General features: G+C 71.7%; 15 protein-coding genes and 1 pseudogene. 9 read left to right on the top strand and 7 right to left on the bottom strand.

What is annotated here, in order from left to right; all coding sequences use genetic code 11:
- Positions 1–63 precede the first annotated feature (63 nt).
- Positions 64–237: pseudogene (locus LGM89_RS22265) on the bottom strand (CBS domain-containing protein); the annotation flags it as partial.
- Positions 238–400: 163 nt separating this feature from the next.
- Here LGM89_RS22265 and LGM89_RS22260 point away from each other — a divergent pair.
- From LGM89_RS22260 to LGM89_RS22235, 6 genes are all read left to right on the top strand, one after another.
- On the top strand, positions 401–706 hold the full coding sequence (locus tag LGM89_RS22260; protein ID WP_089498611.1) for a hypothetical protein: 306 nt from the start codon (positions 401–403) through the stop codon (positions 704–706).
- A 171-nt stretch (positions 707–877) separates the two neighbouring features.
- Positions 878–1,186, top strand: coding sequence for a hypothetical protein (locus tag LGM89_RS22255; RefSeq protein ID WP_413227477.1), 309 nt, complete (start codon positions 878–880; stop codon positions 1,184–1,186).
- Positions 1,187–1,401: 215 nt separating this feature from the next.
- Entirely contained in the window at positions 1,402–2,871 is a 1,470-nt protein-coding gene (locus LGM89_RS22250; RefSeq protein WP_226273896.1) for an RNA polymerase factor sigma-54, read from the top strand.
- Positions 2,868–3,137: a DUF3008 family protein gene (locus LGM89_RS22245; protein WP_319001509.1), complete on the top strand. Its 270-nt coding sequence runs from the start codon at positions 2,868–2,870 to the stop codon at positions 3,135–3,137. The genes LGM89_RS22250 and LGM89_RS22245 overlap by 4 nt, the downstream gene beginning before the upstream one ends.
- Positions 3,138–3,183: 46 nt before the next feature.
- Positions 3,184–3,345: a DUF1328 domain-containing protein gene (locus LGM89_RS22240; protein WP_011349711.1), complete on the top strand. Its 162-nt coding sequence runs from the start codon at positions 3,184–3,186 to the stop codon at positions 3,343–3,345.
- Positions 3,342–3,728 (top strand): DUF3022 domain-containing protein, encoded by a 387-nt coding sequence (locus LGM89_RS22235; protein ID WP_089498614.1) that lies wholly within the window; start codon positions 3,342–3,344, stop codon positions 3,726–3,728. The genes LGM89_RS22240 and LGM89_RS22235 overlap by 4 nt, the downstream gene beginning before the upstream one ends.
- Positions 3,729–3,887: 159 nt before the next feature.
- Here LGM89_RS22235 and LGM89_RS22230 read toward each other — a convergent pair whose 3' ends face one another.
- Both LGM89_RS22230 and LGM89_RS22225 read right to left on the bottom strand, forming a co-directional pair.
- Entirely contained in the window at positions 3,888–5,207 is a 1,320-nt protein-coding gene (locus LGM89_RS22230; protein ID WP_226273894.1) for a cation:proton antiporter, read from the bottom strand.
- A gap of 37 nt (positions 5,208–5,244) precedes the next feature.
- Entirely contained in the window at positions 5,245–5,601 is a 357-nt protein-coding gene (locus LGM89_RS22225; RefSeq protein ID WP_226273893.1) for a DUF3175 domain-containing protein, read from the bottom strand.
- Between the two features lie 177 nt (positions 5,602–5,778).
- Between LGM89_RS22225 and LGM89_RS22220 the strand changes: the two genes are divergently transcribed.
- The 3 genes from LGM89_RS22220 (at position 5,779) to LGM89_RS22210 (ending at position 7,170) form a co-directional block, all read left to right on the top strand.
- Positions 5,779–6,150: a DUF3022 domain-containing protein gene (locus tag LGM89_RS22220; RefSeq protein ID WP_089430115.1), complete on the top strand. Its 372-nt coding sequence runs from the start codon at positions 5,779–5,781 to the stop codon at positions 6,148–6,150.
- 209 nt (positions 6,151–6,359) lie between these two features.
- Positions 6,360–6,713: a DUF1488 domain-containing protein gene (locus LGM89_RS22215; protein WP_226273892.1), complete on the top strand. Its 354-nt coding sequence runs from the start codon at positions 6,360–6,362 to the stop codon at positions 6,711–6,713.
- Positions 6,714–6,942: 229 nt separating this feature from the next.
- On the top strand, positions 6,943–7,170 hold the full coding sequence (locus tag LGM89_RS22210) for a hypothetical protein (protein WP_089429619.1): 228 nt from the start codon (positions 6,943–6,945) through the stop codon (positions 7,168–7,170).
- Here the strand turns inward: LGM89_RS22210 and treY are convergent.
- From treY to glgX, 4 genes are read right to left on the bottom strand one after another with little or no spacing between them, the layout of a single operon-like run.
- Positions 7,157–9,931, bottom strand: coding sequence for a malto-oligosyltrehalose synthase (treY, locus tag LGM89_RS22205; protein WP_226273891.1), 2,775 nt, complete (start codon positions 9,929–9,931; stop codon positions 7,157–7,159). The two genes, LGM89_RS22210 and treY, sit on opposite strands and share 14 nt — an antisense overlap.
- Positions 9,928–12,156, bottom strand: a complete 2,229-nt coding sequence (gene malQ, locus LGM89_RS22200; RefSeq protein WP_226273890.1) for a 4-alpha-glucanotransferase — start codon at positions 12,154–12,156, stop codon at positions 9,928–9,930. The genes treY and malQ overlap by 4 nt, the downstream gene beginning before the upstream one ends.
- Positions 12,153–14,024 carry a malto-oligosyltrehalose trehalohydrolase gene (treZ, locus tag LGM89_RS22195; RefSeq protein WP_226273889.1) on the bottom strand — a complete coding sequence of 624 codons (1,872 nt, stop codon included), beginning with the start codon at positions 14,022–14,024 and terminating at the stop codon, positions 12,153–12,155. Before treZ ends, malQ begins: the two co-directional genes overlap by 4 nt.
- Entirely contained in the window at positions 14,021–16,147 is a 2,127-nt protein-coding gene (glgX, locus tag LGM89_RS22190; protein WP_226273888.1) for a glycogen debranching protein GlgX, read from the bottom strand. The genes treZ and glgX overlap by 4 nt, the downstream gene beginning before the upstream one ends.
- Between the last annotated feature and the right edge of the window lie 23 nt (positions 16,148–16,170).

Raw genomic sequence — 16,170 nt, 5'->3', positions numbered from 1 at the left:
GATGCGGGGCCGATCTTGGCCGGAGGCCGGCAGGCAGTATCGCGCGCGGCCTTCGATACGCCATCACGTCCGCTTCGGCTGCGACACGCCTTCGTGCGTGTTCGCGACGTCGTCGCGTGCCGGGCCGGCCGAGCGCGTCGCGATGTCCGCGAGCGACAGCATGCGGACCAGCCGCTTGTCGTGATCGACGACCGGCAGGCGCCGCAACTGCGCATCGGCCATGTCATGCTGGATCTCGCCAGCGAATCCTCCTCGATGACCCGAACGTCTTCGCAACGACCATGCCCGGGGTCGGCACGCGGCACGCGACTTGCCGTAGCGACGCGGAACACGACGAAGATGACGACGACCACGTGCGGCGCGACCCGTGCCGGCCGCGCGCCCATCACACGGAGGCACGATGACGATTCCAAAACGGCGAGAGGGCGTGCGCTACGAGCTCAACGTTTGCGGGGGCGGGTTCGATTCGGTGAAAAGCCGCTTCCAGGAATGGAAGCGCGAACCGCTGATCTACCGGCCCGAGCGCCGGATGTTCGAGGGCAAGGCGGACGTGCGGCCGCTCGGAGACGAGACGTTCGGCGCGACCGAGCCGGCGAGATTCGCGCTGCAGCGTGCATGCGAGCCCGCCGACACGTATGCGCTCGCGGCACGCGTGCGCGACGACGGCCGCGAGCTATGGCTCGTGATGGCCGCGTACGACGCCTAGCGGCGCGCAGGCAGGCATCGCGGCGAACGACGGCGGCCCGCGACCTGCGGGCGCACCGCGGGACGACGTGCTTGACGCGTGAACGGACGGCACGTGGATTGCGGATTGGCCGGGGCCTGCCCAACCGATTCCGCGGCTGCCGCGGATATCAGGAGGTGTTCGATGAAACCGATCCGCACGATCCGCACGATCCGCACCGGCGCATGCCTGCTGGCCGCCGCGTGCGCGCTGGCTGCCTGCACGCAACCTGCTCCCTACGGCGCGCGAGGCGCGCCGCCCGCGCCGCCCGGCGCCCATCCGCCGTCGCCGGGCACGACGATGCCCGATGCCAATACGCGTTACGAGCCGCGGCCGTCGCCGGGCAACACGTTGCCGCCGGGCGCGACGGGCGGCGATCCGGCCGACGTGCCGCCCCCCGGCCCGAACGGCACGCCGGGCGACCCGCCGCTGCCGGGCACGCCGCCGCCGACGCAGTACTGATACATCCCACGGCCGGCGCGTGGCGGGACCGTGCGCGAAACGCGTGCCCAAAACTTGCCGACCCGCTTGTAAAAAAGCGGCCCTCGACGGTTTGCAAGACGGGGTACGAACCCGCGTGACCCGCGACGCGGTGCGGTCGCGCCGTCTGGCATGGAAGCTGCATCAATCCTGACCGAATACGAAACGAAACCCGTGAAACGTCAGGAGGACCATCGATGTCCGTCTCGCTTGCGCTGCAGATGCGACAGCATCTGGCACTTACGCCGAGGCTTCAGCAGTCGCTGCGGTTGCTGCAGTTGTCCTCGCTCGAATTTCAACAGGAATTGCGGCAGGCGCTCGATCAGAATCCGTTCCTCGATGATGGCCAGGCAGACGAGGAGGCTGGCGCCGACGCCTCCGGGCAGCCGGCCGAGGCGGCCGCGCCTGAAGCCGCACCCCAGCCCGACGACGCTCGTCCGCAGGACGGCGAAGCGCCCGAAGCGCCCGAAGTGCCCGACGTGTCCGAAGTGTCGTTGACGGCCGCGCCCACGCCGCACGGCACGAGCCGCCACGGCGACGATGCGGGCGGCCAGTCGCCTGGCGAATGGCTGGCCGCGGAGCCGTCGCTGAATCAGCAGTTGCACGATGCGTTGCGGCTCTATCCGTTGAACCGGCGTGACCGCGAAGCCGCGCGCATCGTGATCGACGCGCTCGACGATGACGGTTACCTGCGCCAGGAACTGGCCGAACTGCTGGTCGCGGCCGACCCCGCGCTGCTGCTCTCCGAGCAGGATCTCGCGGTCGCACTGCGGCTCGTGCAGATGCTCGACCGCCCGGGCCTGGCCGCGCGCTCGCTGTCCGAGTGTCTCGTGCTGCAACTCGATGCGATTCCCGCCGGCACGCCGGCGCTCGCGGAAGCGAAAGCGATCGCGCGCGAGCATCTCGAGCGTCTGGCACGCCGCGAGACGGCCGAGATCCAGCGTCGGCTCGGCTGCGACGCGCCGACGCTGCAGGCGGCCTGCGCGCTGGTGCGCGGGCTCGACCCGCGCCCCGGCAATCATTATGGCAGCACGCGCGGCGACTACGTGGTGCCCGACGTGATCGTGCGCCAGGTGCGCGACGAGTGGATCGTGGCGATCAACCCTGCCGTGCTGCCGCGCGCGCGGCTGCATGAACGCTATGCGACGCTGTTCGCGCAGTCGAGCGGCGAACGCGATTCGCCGCTCGGCCAGCAGCTGCAGGAAGCGCGCTGGCTGATCCGCAACGTGCAGAAGCGCTTCGAGACGATCCAGCGCGTCGGCGAATGCATCGTCGCGCGGCAGCGCGATTTCTTCCGCTACGGCGAGATCGCGATGAAGCCGCTCGTGCTGCGCGACATCGCCGAGGAGCTCGACCTGCACGAATCGACGGTGTCGCGCGCGACGGGCAACAAGTACATGGCCACGCCGCACGGCACGTTCGAGTTCAAGCATTTCTTCCCGCGCAAGCTCGAGGCGGCCGGCAAGGGCGTGTGCTCGGCGGCGGCCGCGAAGGTGCTGATCCGCGACATGATCGCGTCCGAACGGCACACCGATCCGCTGTCCGACGTCACGCTCGCGCAGAACCTCGCGGGCCGCGGCATCCTGCTTGCGCGTCGCACGGTGACGAAGTATCGCCAGGCGATGAAGATTCCGCCGGCCGACCTGCGGCGCCGCGACGCGGCATGACGGCGGCCCGGGCGAGCCTGTCGCGTGCATGTGCCGACCGTCGCGTCGACGCGTGCACCCACGACCGGCGCGCAACCATGCCGGCAACGTCCCGTGCCCGGCAGGGCGCGGCGCGTGCCGTGCTGTCGGCCCGATGCGGCAACACGAAAATGCGGGATCTCATGCCGCCGGCGAAGCCGATCGCCAGGTCGATGAACGAAAGGGAACGTGAAAAAACGGCGTCCAAGCCGAGACGCGGCAAACCGGAGCACAAGCACGATGCGTGACCGGCGACGACGTGTATTGACCACTGCTGCCATCCAGGAGGTATCCATGCTGCGATACGCCGTCATCTTCTTCATCATCGCGATCGTCGCGGCCGTGTTCGGCTTCGGCGGGATCGCGGCCGGCGCGGCCGAGATCGCGAAGATCCTGTTCTACATCTTCGTCGTGATCTTCCTCGTCACGCTGCTGCTGGGCGTCGTGCGACGATGACCGGCACACCCGGCCGGTCGCAGCGCATCGCGGAGCTCGAGCATGCGCTCGCGAACGGTTTTCCGTCGGAATCGACCGTCGTCGTGCAGTCGGACGACGCGTCCGGGCGGCTGACGATCCAGGTGTCGTGGGTGCGCGTGCCGTCCGACGAGGACGCGCGCGAATGGCGCTGCACGGTCGACCTGCGGTTCGAGCCGGACGTGATCACGCGCTATGCGTCGCTCGGCGCGGACGACCGGCTGCGCGTGCGCACGGTTCTGTGCGACCGCGCGCGGCGCGCGGTGGACGAGCGCAAGCCGCGCGTCGAGGAGGCGGCGATCGAATGCAACGTCGCGCTCGACGTGACGCGCGCCGAACTCGACGCGGCGCTGCGCGCGCCCTGACGCCGTTGCCGTTCGCAGGATGGCGACGCGGCGATCCGCGTGGCCGCTGCATCCCGAACGCGGCGAGCGCATGTCGATACCGATGCTTCCCTCACCCCCTCGGCGCCACCCGCTGCGTGGCGGCCCGATTGCGTGGCCGCGCGCATCGTCATGCACGCGTCAGCGCCGATGCTGCAGCCGGTGATACCAGTTCATCAGCGGCGTCGCGGTGATCCCGTGCGCGATTACCGATGCCGACACGACGGCCAGCACGGGGGCCGCGAGCGGGCGCACCGCGGCGGCGGGCCCGTGTTCGAGCGCGAACAGCAGGTAGTAGAACGAGCCGATTCCGCGAATGCCGAACCACGCCATCAGCCGTCGCTGCGCATGCGTCGCGCGCGAACCGGTGAGCGTGACCAGCACCGCGAGCGGGCGCACGGCGACGAACAGCACGACGGCCAGCGACGCCGCGCCCCACGTCAGCAGCGGGCCGGGCAGCGTCATGAGCACGCTGCCGATCATCGTCATCACGATGGCTTCGGCGATCCGTTCGAGTTCGATCGTGAAGCCGAGCACCGATTCGGCCATGAACGCGTGCGCTTTGTCCGGATGCTTTTCGGTGGCGACGACGTCGGCCGAATCGATCTGGCCGATCACGTCGCGCGGCGCGCGATCGCCGCTCGCGCGGTGCTCGACCCGCCGCATCGCGACCCCGGCCGCGAACGTCGCGATGAACCCGAATGCATGCGCGAACTGCGCGGCGCCGAACGACAGCACGATCAGCGCGAGCGCGAAGAAGCCTTCGAGGCCGAGCGCCTGCGCGTGGCGCGTGCGCAGCCAGCCGATCGTCTTCGTCGTGATCCAGCCGAGGCCGCCGCCGATCGCGGCCGCACCGGCGATGCCCCACAGCGCGGTGAGCGCGAACGCGCCCGACAGCGGCGGCAGCCCGTGCGTCGTGCCGGGCGCGCCGCACAGCGCGAGCCCGGCCAGCGCGAACGGCAGTGCGATCCCGTCGTTCAGGCCGCCTTCGCCAGACAGCGCGAAACGCACGAGATCGCGATCGCCCGGGTCGTGCACCTGCACGTCGTGTGCGAGCACCGGGTCGGTCGGCGCGAGGATCGCCGCGAGCAGCAGCGCGGGGCCCCAGTCGAGCCCGAGGGCGAGCATCGCGCACGCGGCCAGCAGCGGCACGGTGAGGCCCATCGCGAACAGGCCGAGGCGGCACGGCACGCGCCACAGCCGGTCGGTGAGCGGCACGCGCAGCCGCAGCCCGATCGCGAACAGCGAGACGAGCAGCGCGATCTCGACGATCTCACGCAGCAGCCGTGCATCGCGTTCGAGGTCGAGATCCAGCAGGCCGGCGCCGGCCGGGCCGAGTACGACGCCGAGCACGAGATAGATCATCGCGGTGCTGACGGGCAGGTGGCGCAGCGCGGACGTCGCGACGCCCATGCCCATCAGCACCGCGCCGACGATCAGGTACCAGAGCGTCTCGTGCATGTGTGCCGTGGCAGGCCGATCAGGTGGTCGCGCGCCGTCAGGGCTTGCGGCCGAACGCCTCGCGCAGCTTCCGCTTCGCGCGTTCGAGCGTGGCGCGGCGCGTTTTCGGCAGGTTGCGGCCCGCGCGGTTCACGTAGAAGTTCAGCATCGACATCGCCGACTGGAATGGCGACCCGTGGCGGCGGCGGCTGTGTTCGGCCGAATGCTTCAGCGACGCGGCGATCGCGGCCGGGTCGTCGGACTTGAAGATATTGGGTTCGATGTCGAGCGCATCGCTTTTTTGCGTGACCTCGGCGGACCAGCGCTTGCGGTGGTGCGGATCGGTGCCGCGGGCGCGGCCCGGGCGTCGCGTCAGGTGCTTGCCATGCGCGTGGGTAGCGGTAGCGGAAGGCATTAAGTCGGCTCCATTGGGGTGACAGGGACGTAGTGACGGGGTGGGCGACGCAAACCGCGTGCCGCGCGGCGCGCGTGATCCGTACGACGAACCCGTGCCGGCCGCGGCACGGGTGTTGCTGCAGAAGAGGGGCTGGACATGCCATCCCGCCATCACGCCATCACGCAGGAGGACATCATGCAATCGCATTCCCGGATCTGGCTGGAAAACGACGAGATCGACAACGATGCCGATGGCGACATGATCGACGCCGACGATCTCGATACGACGGTCCATGTCGACGTCTCGACGGGCAGGATCATGTTTCAGGCGGCGTGGGCGGAGGCGGCCGATCCGCCGCCCGAGACCGCGCGGCATTCGGTCGTGCTCGTGCTCGACTGCGACACGATGGAACGCTATGCGGATCTCGACGAAAGCACGCGGATGCGCGTGCACGCGATCCTGCACGCCACGGTGGAGGATCTGCTCGAGCGCCTGCCCGACGAACACGTGACGCTGACGGTCGAGCTGACCGATGCGATGCTCGACGCCGCGCGCCGTCTGCAGTAGCCGCACGGATCGGCTTCCAGATACTCGAGATTGGCGCGCGCGAACGGGCTGGCAGGCACGTCGCTTGCTGCGCGACCGGCATGGCACGACACGTGCCGCCACGCGGACGGAGGGGCTCATGAGCGGAAAGTTGATGCATTGCAAGGTAGCCATGCTCGCGGTCGGGGACACACCGGTCGATCGCGTTTCGGCGCGGGGCGCCTGACACCATGGCCGCCGATTCCTCCCGCCGCGTGACGCTGGTCGACGAGCCGCCCGTGTTCGACGGGGCGGCGCTGCAGTTGCGTTTCGTCGTCGATGTCGATGGCGAACCGCAAACCTGCGCGATCACGGTCGAAGCGCTGGAAGATCATTTCGGCGCACGCTCCGCGCTGGAGGCCGACTTGCGCGATGCGTTCGAACAGGGCCGCGCGCGGATCGAAGCCGCCTGCGCCGACGTGCTGGGCGACAGCAACCGCGACGGCAGCGGCAACGGCAACGGCGGCGTGGTGCTGCACAGCGGCTATTTCCGTGCGCCGGCCGGTCGTGCGCGAGCGGGCCTGTTCCGGTCCCGGCGATCCTGACCCGGTTGACGTTCCCGGCGTGTCCCGCTCCTGTTTCCCTCCTGCCGGTTTTCCTCCCGCATTACACGCCGTTGAAAACTTTGCACCGCGCACGGGCCGCGGTGTGGTGCCACATCGCGCCGCGCGCAGGCAGCACGGATGACGGGGGCGGCACGCAACCCGGCACGGTCCCTGCATGCATGGCTGATCGCCGGCGCGCATCTCGCGTAGCCGCCAACGGGGAACGAGCATGCTGACCGCACATGAATTCGCCACGCTGCTCCTGGTGCATCGCGCACCGGAGCAGATCCAGATCGACCGCGAGGATGTCCTCGCGCTGGTTGAACAGCACCTGATCGTGATGCAGCACGACGACGCGTCCGGCGAGCGCCGGCCCGCGTTGACGGCCGACGGGTTGTCGGTCGTGCAGTGCGTGCAACGCAACGACGCGCGCGAGCCCGACGTCACCGACGCGTGACGGGCGGATGCGCGGCGACGAGCACCGCGACAGGCAAGGACGCCAGGCAGCGGTCGAGCGGCAAAATGCCTCCCGCCACGTCGACCGCATCCCCCGCCTCCAGTCCATCCATCCACGGCCCGTCGATATCGCGCGGCAGCACGACCGCCGTATCGCCCCATTGCGCCGGTTCCACGCGCGGCAATTCCGGTGCTTCGCCGAGCAACCGGCCCGCAAGCCGTGTCGCGACCACCACCACGGTGGCCTCGTCGCTGCACCGCGCGAACGCCACCGCATGACGCCCGAGCGGGCCGCGTACGCGCAGCGGCACGTACGCGCCGTCCGCGAACGTCGCCGGCCATCGCGCGCGCAGCGCCAGCATGCGCTCGACCAGCGCCCGCTTCACGCGCGCATCGGGCCACGTCGCCAGATACGACGCGACCGGCCCGTCGACCCGCTCGGCCGCGAGCGCCGCGAACGGCACGTCGCGGCGGTTGTCCGGATCGACGAGCGAGTGGTCCCATGCTTCAGATCCTTGATACAGGTCGGGCACGCCGGGCGATGCCATCCGCAGCACGGCCTGCGTCAGGCTGTTGACGACGCCGGCCGGCGCGATCCGCGCGACGAACGCATGCAGCCGATGGGCGAAGTCGCCTGGGCCGCGCGGCTTCAGGATCGCGCGGACGAACGCTTCGCAATCGCGCTCGTAGCGTAGATCGGGCGCGAGCCAGTCGGTGTGAAGCTTCGCCTCGCGCAGCGCTTTCGTCTGCCACTGCACGACGCGTTCGGTGAGCGCCGCGCGCCCCGCCGCGTCGTCAGGCGAGAGTTCGGGCGGCCAGCAGCCGACGAGCGTCTGGTACAGCATCGCCTCGGCGGCCGGCCCCGGCGCCCATGCGAGCTCGCGATGCGCGCCGCCGCGATGCGGCCGGTTGAGCGCGGACCAGTCGAGCGACACCGCGCGCCACGCGTCGGGCATTTCGCTGAGCACGGCCAGCCGCGCACGCGCATCCTCGCCGCGCTTGTGGTCGTGCGTGGCGGTGGCGACGAGCCCGTGCGGCACGGTGCGCGCGCGGCGCCGATTGCGCGCATGGAACGCGCCGCGCGACAGGCTGAAGTCGCCCGCGTCGGCGCCGACTTCGTTGCGCGACAGAAGCCGGCCGTAACGGTAGTGGGCCGTATCCTCGACGCCCTTCGCGGCCAGCGGCGCGGTGAGCTGCGCGAACGCGACGCGCGCCGCGTGCAGCGCGGCGGCGTCCGCGCGCGGCACGCGTACGACCGGCCACCCGAGCCAGGTGGCGACGTGATCGAGTGCGAACCGGTCGGCAGGATCGACGGCCTCGACCGCCCGTTCGTACGCCTGCGCGAGCACGCGACGGTCGGCGTCGGCCGGTTCTTCGTCCTGCACCGGATACATCCGGTACACGGGCAACTGCACCGCGAGTTCCCCCAGTACGCGCCGAATCGCGATCCGGCTGACGTCGCGCGTCGCGGGCGCCGCCCTCGCCACGCGGTGCAACGCCCGCGCGGCGCGCGCATGCTCGACGGCGAGCTGGCGCATCAGCACGCGCCGCTTGCCGTCGAGCGCTTCCTGCGCGAACGTGCGCGACGAACCCGACACGTGGGCCCAGTGCGCGGCGAGCGGCGCGGCGCCGGCCGGATCGTGCAGCAGCGCGCCGACGTCGTTCATGAAGTCGTAGCCGGTCGTGCCGTCGACGGCCCAGTCGTCGCGCAGCGTCTCGCCGGGCGCGAGGATCTTCTCGACGACGATGTACGGCCGCGCGTCGCGTTGCGCGGCAAGCCGTTGATGCAGCCGCCGGCCGTACGCGCGCGGATCGGCGAGGCCGTCGACGTGATCGGCGCGCAGGCCGTCGATGTAGCCGGCCGCATGCAGCCGCAGCGGCAGCGCATGGACGGCATCGAACACCGCATCGTCGTCGACGCGGACGGCCGCGAGCGTCGCGATGTCGAAGAAGCGCCGCCAGTTCAGCTCGTCGGCGGCCGTGCGCCACCACGCGAGCCGGTAGTGCTGGCGTTCGAGCAGCCGGTGCAGGCAGGCGCGCGAGCGCGCGCGGCGCGGATCGGCGCCGCGCAGCACCGCGTCGAGCGCATGCGGGCCGTGCGCGGCCGCGTGATCGCGCAGCGCCGCATGCGCGGCGGCCAGTCGCGTGCTGTCGCGCGGCGGCGCGGCGTCGAAGCGTTCGGCGAGCGCGTTCAGGTCCGCACGGTTCGCGATGCGCAGGAGCTCCGCGTAGGTGGCGGCGGCCACCGGCAGGCGTCGCCCGGGGCACGACACGAAGAAGCGCCCGGTGGCCGGATCGGCGTCGAGCGTGATGTCGCCGGCCGCGAGCGCTTCCCCGTACGGCGTGCCGAGGCAGGGCAGCAGCACCTTGCCGTCGAGCGTCGCGTCGGGCGGATGCCAGTCGATGTCGAAATGGTGCGCGTACGGGCTCGCGGGGCCCCATTCGAGCACGTCGTTCCACCAGCCGTTCGACGAGCCGCCCACGCCCATGTGGTTCGGCACGATGTCGACGATCACGCCCAGGCCGTGCGCGCGCAGCGCATCGACGAGCCGGACGAAACCGGCTTCGCCGCCGAGCTCGGGGTTGAGCGTGCCGTAATCGACGGTGTCGTAGCCGTGCCGCGAACCGGGTTCGGCCGTCGCGATCGGCGACAGGTACAGGTGGCTCACGCCGAGCCGCGCGAAATAGCCGGCGTGCGCGGCCGCGTCGTCGAACGTGAAGCCCGCATGCAGCTGCAGTCGCAGCGTCGCGCGTGGCGTCATGGGCCGGGCTCCCGCGAACCGCGTGCGCGCACCACGGCCGCGATGCGCTCGCGCACGTCGGCGTCGAACAGCGTGTCGATCGCGCGCGGCAGGCGCTGCCGCCAGTTCGGGTGCCCGCAAGGCGGCCCCGGCAGGTTCGGCTGCATGTCCAGCGCAAGCAGATCCTCGAGCGGCAGGATCGCGAGCGGCGACGGGCTGCGCGCGACGTACGCGAGTATCTCGGCGACCGGCGGCGCATCAGCCGGCGGGGGGGCGGCGTCACCGGCCGGCGCGCAGCCCGCATGCTGCAACGCTCGCCACAGCGCCGCGCGTTCGGTGGCGCGCGCCGCATGTGCGGCGACGACGTCGGGATCGACGGCGGGCGGCGGGGCGGCCGGGCCGGCTTCCGGAGGCGGCGTGGCGTTGGCCGAGGGGGCCGCGCGGGGCACGGTGTCGTCCTGCTCGTGCTCGCTCGTCTCGTCCGCCCGCGCACGCGGCGCCGCATTGCGCGCCTCCCCGTCGTCGGACTGCTGCGCCGCCTCGGCCGCGATCCGCCGCCAGGCCAGATCGACCCCGCGCCACCAGCCGGCCACGGTCGGCAGATCATGCGTCGACGTCATCGCGATCGCATCGCGATCCCATGCCGACGGCGGCCGGAACGTGCCGTCGGCGTCGCGCTCGAACCACAGCACGCGAATCCCGGCGATGCCCTGCGCGCCGAGCCGTTCGCGGAAACCGGCCGGCACCGTGCCGAGATCCTCGCCGATCGCGAGCGCGCGATGACGGGCCGCCTCGAGCGCGACGAGCCGCACGAGATCGTCGACCGGATAGCGCAGGTACGCGCCGTCGCGCGGCGAGCCGCCGTCCGGCACGATCCACATCCGCGCGAAGCCGAGCACGTGATCGATGCGGATGCCGCCCGCATGCGCGAACGCCGCGCGCAACAGTTCGACGAACGGCACGAAGCCTTCCGCACGGAGCGCGGCGGGCGTCCAGGTCGTCACGCCCCACGCCTGGCCGGCCGCATTGAACAGGTCGGGCGGCGCCCCGAGCGACACGCCGCGCAGCAGCGTCGCGCCGTGCGCCCACGCGTCGCTGCCCGCGCGATCGGAGCCGACCGCGAGATCGGCGATCAGCCCGGTGGCCATGCCCGCACCGCGGGCCGCGTGCTGCGCGTCGCCGAGCGCGCGCGACGCGCACCATTGCAGGTACGTGTGGAACGCGACCGTATCGGCATGGGCGTGCGCGAACGCGTCGACTTCAGCCGATCCCGCCTCGCGCCACGGCGCCGGCCATTTCCGCCAGTCAACGCCCGCCCCGTGCTCGAGGCAGAACGACTGCAACGCGTCGAAGCGCGCATGCGCCTCGAGCGCCGCACCGCCCGCGGCGCGAAACCGCTGGAAGGCGTCACGCGACGGGTCGTCGCCGGCGCGCCATGCGTCGAAGCACGCACGCAGGCGCCGCAGTTTCAGCGGCAGCACGTGCGGCCAGTCGATCAGCGGTGCGTCGGCCGCGGCACCGGTTGCGTGAGGCACGGCAGCGGCGCCCGGCACCGCGTCGCAGTCGAGATACGCGACGTTGTGCCAGCGCCGCGACGACGGCGAATACGGGCTGTCGTGCGCGGGCAGCGCCGGAAAGCCGGCGTGCGTCGGGCTGATCGCCACCGCCTGCGCGCCGTGCCGTGCCGCATGCGCGGCCAGCCGCGCCAGCGCGGTGTAGTCGCCCGCGCCGTCGTCGCCGGTGCGGCGCAGGCTGTAGAGCTGCGCCGCGATGCCCCAGCGGCCGCCCGCCTCCGCCGCGCGCGGGTCGACCGGTTGCGGGCGCGGCGGCGCGATCGTGAGCCCGATGCGCTGGTCGCCGACGTCGAGCGCGTGGTAGCCGGGGATCGCGAGCGGCGGCAGCGTGCCGTGTTCGCCTTCGCCTTCGCCGCCCACGCGCCCGTCGACATGCCCGCCGGCTTCGAACGTGACCCGGAAGCGCGCGCCGGGCGGGGCGATCGCGGCCGGCAGGGTCAGCGGCAGGCCGGCGTCGCCGGTGACGATGCGCGGGGGCGCCGCGTTCGCGTCGGCGAGCGCGGCGGCGCTTTCCACCCGCTGGGTCGCCGTGCCGCACGGCCAGCCGAGCGCGTCGACGAGCGCGACGAGGGCGTCATCGTCCACCCGCCGCGCGATGCCGCCCGCATCGGTCCAGTCGGATTCCAGGCCGGCCGCGCGCGCGAGTTCGGTGATCGACACGTCGGAAGTCATGATCGTCCCTGCCCATTCAGGCGGTGCTGCCGCGCATCGTGGTTGACCTCGCCGTCGCGCCACGCGATGCACGCGCGGGGCGGCAGCCGCAGGTCGCGCAGCCGGTCGCGTGCACGTGGCGGCGTCTCGAACACGATCTTGCCGACCGGCAGCGCGGGCAGCACCGCGTCGTGCGCGCCGAGGTTCAACGCGATCGTCAGCGTGCTGCCGTCGCCGAGGCGCCAGCGCGCGGCGAGCGCCTGCGGGTCGCCGTCGCCCGCGAGCAGGTCGACGCCGAGCGCGCGGGCGCCGGGCAGGTTCGGCGTCACGAGCGCCGCACGCACGGTCAGTGCGCTGCGGTAGAAGCGCCGCCAGGCGTCGGTGTCGGGTGTGGTTTCGTCGCTGCTGCCGTGCAGCGTCGAACGCACGAACGTCGCGATGTCGTTCGGATCGGGAATCGCGTCGCGATGCGCGGCATCGGTGAACGCCGGAAAAGCCGCGAATTCGCGGCGCCGGCCCTCGCGCACCGCGTCGGCGAGCGCGCCGCGATAGTCGGTGAAGAACTGGAACGGCTGCGTGCTGCCGTCTTCCTCGCCCATGAACAGCAGCGGGATCGACGGCGCAAGCAGCAGCAGCGCGGTCGCCGCGCGCACCGCGTCTTCGTTCGCGAGCGTGCGCAGCCGTTCGCCGAACGCGCGGTTGCCGACCTGGTCGTGGTTCTGCAGGAACGCGACGAACGCGGTCGGCGGCAGGTGCGCGCTCGGTTCGCCGCGCGGGGCGCCGTCGTGCAGCGGCGACGGTTCGCCCTGGTACGCGAAGCCCTCGCCGAGCGTGCGCGCCAGATGGCGCAACGGCGCGTCGGCGTAGGCGCGGTAGTAGCCGTCGCGCTCGCCCGTCAGCAGCACGTGCGCGCTGTTGTGGAAATCGTCGTTCCATTGCGCGTCGAAACCGCCGGGCCCGAGCAGGCTCGCCGCGTTGCGCTCGTTCTCGAGCACGAGGTGCACATGGCGCGTGTCGCCCGCGTACGCGCGCACGCGGCGCGCGAGTTCGCGCAGCCACGCGTCGTCGTCGATCGCGTGCGCGGCATCGATGCGCAGCCCGTCGAAACGGAATTCGTCGAGCCAGTACAGCGCGTTCTCGATGAAGAACGCGCTCGTCTGCTCCCGCGAAAAGTCGATCGCCGGCCCCCATGCGGTCTGCCGGTCCGCGCGGAAGAATGCGGGGGCGTAGCGCGGCAGCAGGTTGCCTTGCGGGCCGAAGTGGTTGTAGACGACGTCGAGCAACACCTGCAGCCCGAGCCCGTGCGCGGCATCGATCAGCGCTTTCAGTTCCTCGGGCCGCCCGTACGACGGATCGGGCGCGAACGGCAGCACGCCGTCGTAACCCCAGTTGCGCGCGCCGGGAAACGTGTTGACGGGCATCAGCTCGATCGTGGTCACGCCGAGCGCGGCGATATCTGGCAGCCGCCGCTCGACGCTCGCGTGGCCGCCGCATGCGCCGATGTGCAGCTCGTACAGCACCGTCTCGTGCCACGGGCGGCCGCGCCACGTGTCGTGGCGCCAGCGGTACGCAGCCGGATCGACGACCTGGCTCGGGCCGTCCACGCCGCCGGGCTGGAAGCGCGACGCGGGATCGGGCACCACGAGATCGCCGTCGAGCCGGTAGCGATACAGCGTCCCGGGGCCGCACGGCACGACGGCCTCGAACCAGCCGTCGCCCATCGCGGTCATCGGGGCGGCGGGCCGGTTTTCGCCTTCGATTTCGACGGCGGCCGTGCGGCTCGCGGGCGCCCACAGCCGGAAGCGCGTGCGGTCGGGCTCGACGCAGGTCGCGCCGAACGACGTGTCGAACGCGTGCGAACCGGATGGACGGGCGGGGCGTGATCTCATGTCGGGTCTCCCGGAGACAGGTCGGTCGGCACGGCGGCCACCGCGATCGCGGCCGCGTGCGCGGCGACGGCGAGGCCGTCGGCCGGCCACGAGCGCGGGCCGGCGTCCGGCGTGGCCGTGTCGACCAGCACGCGATAGTCGAGCGCCGGCGCGGGCGGCGCGAACACGACCGTCTCGGACGACGCGTTCAGCATCACGAGCAGCGCCTCGGTGCGCCCGGTGCGGCCCGTGCCGACGCGCCGCATCGTCAGCGCGCGCCGCTCGCGGTCCTGCCACGCGGGCACGGTCATCGCGTCGCCGCGCTCGTCGAACCAGCCGATCTCCGCCATGCCCGGCGCCGCTTCGCGGTCGCCCGACGGATAGCCTGGCGTGGACATCACCGGATACATGCGCCGCAGCGCGGCAAGCCGCGACACGAAGCGCATCAGCGTCACCGCTTCGTCGCCGCGCGCCTGATCCCAGTCGAGCCACGACAGCTCGTTGTCCTGGCAGTACGCGTTGTTGTTGCCGTGCTGGGTGCGGCCGAACTCGTCGCCGGCCACCAGCATCGGCGTGCCGAGCGCGGTGAACAGCGTCGCGAGCATCGAGCGCGCGACGCGGGCACGCACGTCGCGGATCGCCGCGTCGTCGGTCGGCCCCTCGGCGCCCCAGTTCGCGCTGCAGTTGTCGTCGCGGCCGTCACGGTTGTCCTCGCCGTTGGCTTCGTTGTGTTTCGCCGAATACGACGCGAGATCGGCGAGCGTGAAGCCGTCGTGCGCGGTGATGAAATTGACCGACGCCCACGTATGGCGCCGCTGGTGGTTGAACAGGTCGGCCGAGCCCGCGAGCCGCGCGGCGAGCTCCGGCCGCTGGCCCGGGTCGCCGCGCCAGAAGCGCCGCACGGTGTCGCGGAAGCGGTCGTTCCACTCGGCGAAACCGGGCGGGTGGCGGCCGAGCTGGTAGCCGCCGGGGCCGAGATCCCACGGCTCGGTGATCAGCTTGCGCTGCGCGAGCACCGGGTCCTGCCGCAGCGCGTCGAAGAACCCCGCGCCGGGATCGAAGCCGTGTTCCTCGCGGCCGAGCGTCACGCCGAGGTCGAAGCGGAAGCCGTCGATGTTGAACGCGGTAGCCCAGTAGCGCAGCGAATCCATCACCATCTGCACGACACGCGGATGCGACAGGTTCAGCGTGTTGCCGCAGCCGGTCTCGTCGACATGAAAGCGGCGGTTGTCCGGCATCAGCCGGTAGTAGCTCGCGTTGTCGAGGCCGCGCCACGATAGCGTCGGGCCGAGCTCGTTGCCCTCGCACGTATGGTTGTAGACGACGTCGAGCACGACCTCGATGCCGGCCGCATGCAGCTGGCGGATCGCGATGCGCATCTCGTCGAGCCGCCGCGTCGCGAGATACGCGGGCTCCGGCGCGAAGAACGCGGCCGTGTCGTAGCCCCAGTAGTTGCGCAGCCCGCGGTTCACGAGCGCGCGCTGCTGCAGGAACGCGTGAACGGGCAGCAGCTCGACCGTCGTCACGCCGATCGACAGCAGGTGATCGATGAACGCCGGATGCGCGAACGCCGCGAACGTCCCGCGCTCGGGCGGGCGCAACCCGGCACGCCGCATCGACGCGCCGCGCACGTGGGTCTCGTAGATCACCGTGTTGCGCCACGACACGCGCGGGCGCCGGTCGGTGCTCCAGTCGAACGCCTCGTCGACCACCACGCACTTCGGCATCGCGGGCGCCGAGTCGCGCCGGTCCATCGACAGGTCCGCGCGGTTCGAATGCAGGCGGTAGCCGAACAGCGCGTCCGACCAGCGGAACTGGCCGACCAGCTTGCGCGCGTACGGGTCGAGCAGCAGCTTGGTCGGGTTGAAGCGATGGCCGTGCTGCGGCTGGTACGGGCCGTCCGCGCGAAACCCGTACACGGTGCCCGGATGCGCGTTGGGCAGGTAGCCGTGCCAGATCTCGTCGGTGCATTCGGGCAGGTCGAGGCGCGCCAGCTCCTTGCGGCCGGTCGGATCGAACACGCACAGCTGGATGCGGTGCGCGTGCGCGGAAAACACCGCGAAGTTGGTTCCGAGGCCGTCCCAGGTCGCGCCGAGCGGGTAGCTGCGGCCGGATTCGAGACGGGCGGGCAGGGCAGTCGGCATGCGGGGGATCTCCGTGTCGAGGG

The sequence above is a fragment of the Burkholderia sp. AU31624 genome (assembly GCF_020420065.1).
GTDB lineage: Bacteria > Pseudomonadota > Gammaproteobacteria > Burkholderiales > Burkholderiaceae > Burkholderia.
This window is presented reverse-complemented; position numbering and strand designations above follow the sequence as displayed.